Source organism: Rhodopseudomonas sp. B29, from assembly GCF_000333455.1.
GTDB lineage: Bacteria > Pseudomonadota > Alphaproteobacteria > Rhizobiales > Xanthobacteraceae > Rhodopseudomonas.
Window position 1 is genome coordinate 1 of the sequence record NZ_BADD01000647.1, and the last position, 5506, is coordinate 5506.

The 5506-nt window shown below is 64.4% G+C and carries 5 protein-coding genes and 1 pseudogene; 5 read left to right on the forward strand and 1 reads right to left on the reverse strand.

The annotated features are described in order from the left end of the window. The 5 genes and pseudogenes from I5M_RS23250 to I5M_RS33870 form a co-directional block, all read left to right on the forward strand. A pseudogene (locus tag I5M_RS23250) lies at positions 1–215 on the forward strand (branched-chain amino acid ABC transporter permease); the annotation flags it as partial. Positions 216–217: 2 nt separating this feature from the next. Beyond that, positions 218–1873, forward strand: coding sequence for a branched-chain amino acid ABC transporter permease (locus I5M_RS23255; RefSeq protein WP_031337377.1), 1656 nt, complete (start codon positions 218–220; stop codon positions 1871–1873). 10 nt (positions 1874–1883) lie between these two features. Beyond that, complete coding sequence (locus tag I5M_RS23260) at positions 1884–2243, forward strand: hypothetical protein (protein WP_022723590.1); 360 nt, start codon at positions 1884–1886, stop codon at positions 2241–2243. A 2-nt stretch (positions 2244–2245) separates the two neighbouring features. Continuing rightward, entirely contained in the window at positions 2246–4567 is a 2322-nt protein-coding gene (locus tag I5M_RS23265; RefSeq protein ID WP_022723591.1) for a N,N-dimethylformamidase beta subunit family domain-containing protein, read from the forward strand. A gap of 273 nt (positions 4568–4840) precedes the next feature. Further along, a complete protein-coding gene (locus I5M_RS33870; RefSeq protein WP_244432079.1) occupies positions 4841–5047 on the forward strand; it encodes a hypothetical protein in 207 nt (68 codons plus the stop codon). A gap of 146 nt (positions 5048–5193) precedes the next feature. Here I5M_RS33870 and I5M_RS23275 read toward each other — a convergent pair. After that, positions 5194–5506 (reverse strand): DUF5413 family protein (locus I5M_RS23275; protein ID WP_022723592.1); only part of this gene is annotated, 313 nt, incomplete at its 5' end.

The following is a 5506-nucleotide window of genomic DNA, read 5'->3' on the forward strand; positions in this document are numbered from 1 at the left end:
TGATCAAGGGCGTATCGATCGCGCTGTGCGGCGGGCTCGGCTCGGTGCAGGGCGCGGTGATTGCCGCCATCCTGCTCGGCCTGGTCGAAGCGCTGACCAACAAATTCCTCGGCGGCCAATACGTGCTGATGACCCAGTTCCTCGTCATCATCCTCATCCTGATCGTCCGTCCGCGCGGCATCTCCGGCATCGTCGACAAAGCCCGCGAGCAATGAGCATGACCGAGCAACCGCGTAGCGAAACGACCTGGACGAATCCGCTGGCCGCGTGGGGCACCGCGACGGGCAATGCCGAAGCGCCGACCATCCCGGTCCCCGATCCGCGCTCGGTCTGGCGCGCAAACACCACGTTCAAAGTACCGACCCACCCGGTCGGCCGGCTGAAATACTTCATCATCTGGGGCAACCACGGCGCGCGAACCTGGAACCGGCTGCGCTATTGGCCGACGCGCCGCAACCTGCTGGCGATCAAGGGACTGTACAACCGCAAGACCGCGGTGGCCGAAAAGCGCATCCTCGATCGCAAGCCGATCTACTGGGTGCTGTCGCTCCTGCTGCTGCTGATTGCACCGGCGTTGTTCCCGCAGGCGCAGATGAATGCGTTGCTGACGGCCGGTGCAACGTTCGGCATCTTCGCCGCGATCAACGTGTGCTGGACGCTGATCATCGGCACCGCCTCGATCTTCTCGCTGGCGACCTATGCGGTCGTCGGCACCGCCGCCTTCATCACCTCGCTGTTGTCGGTGAAGTACGGCGTTCCGTGGTACGCCATGCCGCCGATCGGCGCGGCGATCGGACTGGTGTTCGGGCTGTTGATCGCGTTGCCGGCGCTGCGGCTCGACGGTTTCTATTATGCGCTGCTGACGCTGGGCCTCAACGAACTATTCCGGGTGTTCTTCACCACCTCGAAGCAGTTCGGCGCGGCATCGGGCGGTCTGTACGGCGCGGACTCCTTCATCAGCCAGAGCTGGGCGCCGCACACGCAATCCGTCGTCGCCTATTACACATCCTTCGCGCTGCTGATCGCTGCCTTATTCGTCTTCCGTTTCATCAACGGCAAGCGGCTCGGCCGCGTGCTGCGGATGGCGCCGGAAAAGCACGAGGCGTTCGCGGCCGCCGCCGGTGTCGATTACAAGCGGGCGCGCATCACCATCTTCCTGCTGACCTCGGTGGCGCTCGGCTTCATCGGCGGGTTCTACGCGGCGCAGTATCGCGGCGTCGCCTATTCGATCTTCGACTTCCAGACCGTGCTGCTCGGCCTCGCCATGATCACCATCGGCGGCATCGGCCGCGCCGAAGGCGCGGTGTTCGGCACGCTGGTAGTGATCTTCCTGCGCGACGTGCTGCTCGAATGGGGGCCTTGGCGCTATCTGATCATCGGCGGGCTGATGCTCGGCGCCGTGCTGTTCCTCAACAACGGCTATTTCGGCATCCGCAAGCAGTTCAACGCTTGGCGCGCCAAGAAGCGCGGCGAATGGCGCTCGACCCGCACCGAAAAGGGCGGCGAGGCATTGCCCGAGGAAGCCACCGAGATCGACGACAAGGACACGCTGTATTTCCGCCGCTACGACAAGATGCAGCGCGACTACCTCAAGGGACTGATCTCGCCGGAGATCATCGAAGAGCATCGCCGCCAGCCGCTCGGCCAGCACTCCGAGGCTCTGGAACGCGTGCTGCTGTATTTCCGCCGCGCCAAGATGGAGGACAAATACGCGCTGCACGCCGCGTCTCCAAACGGGCCATACAAGATCATTGCCTTCTCCGGCGTGCGCGGCGTGTCGCCGCGACTAGTCGACGACCGCGAATACAGCACGCTGGATGAGGGCTACCACGCGGTGTTCGTGCGGCGCGTCCACGACCTGATGGAAAGCTAAAGGGCGGCCCATGACCGAGACCGACATCGCCCCAGAGGCCAATCAGGACGTCCATGTCCGCGATCTGTTCGACCGGATGACCCGCAGCTACCTGCGTTCGGTGCTGAGCGACGAGCTGATCGCCGAGCACGCGCGCGGCGACCTCGGCCATGTCAGCGAGCCGCTGGCGCGGCTGCTCGCCTGGTGCGAACGCCGGCCGCCTCATCAGCAATATGCAGTGAAGGTGGAGGCCGACGGCAGCTTCCGGCTGATCCGCTTCGCCGGCCGCGGCCAGAAGCCGGCTTACGTCGGCGACCAGCGCTTCGCCACGCTGCAGGAGGCCCGCCACGGCGCCTTCCTGCGCCACGTCAAAGACCTTGTAGAGACCTAGAAATGGCCCAGCAGAAAATCTTCGGATACGCCAATCGCATTTCCGTTCGCCCGGGCGAAGACATCACGTTCCACGTCAATTGCGATGGCGCCACCGAGGCGGATGCGCAACTCGTCCGGCTGATCCACGGCGACAGCAGCCCGGCCGGCCCAGGCCATGTCGAAGTCGAACTCGACAGCGCCGTCAATGGACGCTGGGCCGTGAAGAAGCAGTTCACCCAGCTCGGCAGCTATCTCAAGGTCGATGATCCCGCGCGGAAGCTTGAAGTGCCGGGCAGCCTGACGCTGATGGCGTTCATCTGGCCGACGATGCCGTGTCACGGCGACCGGCAAACCATTCTCGGCCGCTGGGACGCTCTGCGCAACGTTGGCTACGCGCTTGGTATCAACCCGGCCGGACATCTCGAATTCTGGGTCGGCAACGGCAAGGAGGTCGACTACGTCTGCGCCGAACTGCCGCTGCTCGCCAAGATGTGGTACTTCGTCGCCGTGTCCTACGATCGCGCCACCGGGCGCGCGGAAATTTATCAGGAAGGCGTCGGCAACCGCTACAATTCGCTGCTCAGCAAGGTGGTGCCGCACGACTATGCCAGCCACGTGGTGCAGCATTTCCGCTTTGCGCCCGAGAACCGCGGCGACGTGCCGTTCATGATCGCCGGCGCGCACGACGAGCACAAGCTGCGCGGCGCGTTCGTCAACGACCTTTACGCAGGGAAGATCGATCGCCCGGCGATCTGCAGCCGGGCGCTGTCGCGCACCGAGCTCGACCATTGCTGCAAAGGCGGGCTGCCACCCGCATCCGATATCCTCGCCTACTGGGACACGTCCAAGGGCTACAGTGCCCACGGCGTCGGACACACCGTCACCGATGTCGGCCCGCACGGGCTGCACGCCAAAGGCTTCAACCATCCGGTTCGCGGCATGACGGGCTGGAACTGGAACGGCAAGGACGATTGCTACCGGCTCGACCCTTCTCAATACGGCGGCATCGAATTCCACCGCGACTCGGTGACCGACTGCCGCTGGGAGCCGACCAAGACCTTCACCGTGCCGGCCGATCTGAAGAGCGGCATTTATGCGGTACGGCTGAGGATCGGACCCGGCACCGGCATCGCCGAAGAATACATCGTGTTCGTCGTGCGCGCCGCCAAGCCGGGCGGCAAGCTGTGCTTCCTGGTGCCGACCGCCAGCTACCTAGCGTACGGCAACGAAGCGCTGAGCTTCGACGCCCACATCATCCAGCCGATGACCGGGCAGCCGCCGGTGGTCACCGATCTCGACGTCGAGACCTACGAACATCGCGAATACGGCCTGTCGACCTACGATCACTACGAAGACGACGCCGGCGTCTGTTTCTCGTCGTATCTGCGGCCGATCGTCAACATGCGGCCGAAATATCGCATGTCGAGCATGAACATCACCTGGCAGTTCCCGGCCGACCTGTCGGTCGTCGCCTGGATCGACCACATGGGCTACGACTGCGACTTCATCACCGACGAAGACCTCGACCGCGAGGGCGTCGAACTGCTGAAGCCGTATCTGTGCGTGATGAGCGGCACGCATCCCGAATACGTATCGGAGAAGATGCTCGACGCGCAGGAGGACTACGTCGCCGGCGGCGGCCGACTGATCTACATGGGTGGCAACGGCTATTACTGGGTGGTGGGTTTCGATCCGGAAGTGCCAGCCTGCATGGAAGTGCGCAAGCTAGACAGCGGCATGCGCGCCTGGGCGGCGAGGCCCGGCGAGCATTATCTACAGACCACCGGCGAGAAGAGCGGGCTGTGGCGCAACCGCGGCCGCGCACCGCAGAAACTGACCGGCGTCGGCTTCATCGCTGAAGGCTTCGAGACCGCGACGCCGTATCGCAAGATGCCGGATGCCTGGCATCGCACGGTGTCCTGGATCACCGATGGCGTCGAGGGCGAGATCATCGGCGACTGCGGCCTTGCCTATGGCGGCGCCGCCGGCGTCGAACTCGATCGCTACGACCTGTCGCTCGGCACGCCGCCGCACACCAAGATCATCGCCTCATCGGGCGGCCATTCCGACAACTACGTGCTGGTGACCGAGGAATTGCTCTACGCCTATGCGGGCCTCACCGGCTCGCTCGACTATCGCATCCGCGGCGATATCACCTATTTCACCGCGCCAAACGACGGCGCGGTGTTCTCCACCGGGTCGATCGGCTTCGGCCAGGCGCTGCCCGCCAATGGCTTCGACAACTCGGCCGCACGCGTGCTCGCTAACGTGGTCGACGCCTTTCTCAAGCCGGGCCGCTTACCCGGTGACCAGTGGACCGTCGAGGAAAAACAGTGGAGATGATCGTCTGACCGGCGCGTACTGGTATTTCGATAACTACGCGCCGGTCAAACACACACTTGGGCACCGCAGCAATTGATCCTGCACAATGCGGTCGCACCCGTCAGTCGTCTAGCGAGGCGACAGGTGGCAGAGAGTCCATCGACGGGAAGCGGAACAGCCCCATGCCTCACACCCTTGAACAGACCATCGCCGCGCTCTTGAAGCAGGAGCCGGCCCTCCAAACAATGGCTCGAGCAGATCCGGGCGCTGACCAAGGACGGTCACGGCGGCACCGTGATCGCTGGACTCACCGCCGCGGAGACCGAGGAATTCCTGCGTCTGAGCCCCAAGGTCCAGGCGCGTGACAGCGGCATGACCAGCACCGCCGTAGCCGCCGCCAAGGAGCGCTACGCCGAACTGCGCGACAAGCTCGACGCCGCCCTGCAGGACAACGCCATCGAAGGCCTCAGCGGCTGGAGCGAGGCCGCGGCGCGCGGCTGAGGCTTCCAAGGCGTCATTGCCGGGTTTGACCCGGCAATCCATCATTCGAAGACACTTTGTTAATGATGGATGCGCGGGCCTTCGCCACGCCGGAGCGGCTTCGGCCGCGCAGGCGGGTCAAGCGCACGCATGACGGCGTTTTGCGTTTACGCCGCCGCCTTCTTGTCCGCCTGCGGCTCGACCGGATCGGCGTATTTGTGCGACAGCCAGGACGACAGAATCGCCGGCACCAGGCCGACGAGTCCGTACAGCACGAATTGCAGCACGCCGGCGTCGGCACCGCGGTTGCCGTAAAGGAACGCCGTGGCGACGAAGCCGATCAGTCCGACGATCACTAGCCGCAGCCACGGCCCGATCGGGCGGATGTGACAGAAGATCTCGTCGATCGCGCCCATCATCAGCGCCGGCAGCAGCCCGAACAGATAGCTGTACTGCAGCGACTTGATCATCACGACGAAG

Excerpts from the sequence above, each read along its gene's own strand:
- I5M_RS23260 (WP_022723590.1), top strand. The coding sequence starts at position 1,884 with ATGACCGAGACCGACATCGCCCCAGAGGCCAATCAGGACGTCCATGTC.
- I5M_RS23265 (WP_022723591.1), top strand. The coding sequence starts at position 2,246 with ATGGCCCAGCAGAAAATCTTCGGATACGCCAATCGCATTTCCGTTCGC.
- I5M_RS23255 (WP_031337377.1), top strand. The coding sequence starts at position 218 with ATGACCGAGCAACCGCGTAGCGAAACGACCTGGACGAATCCGCTGGCC.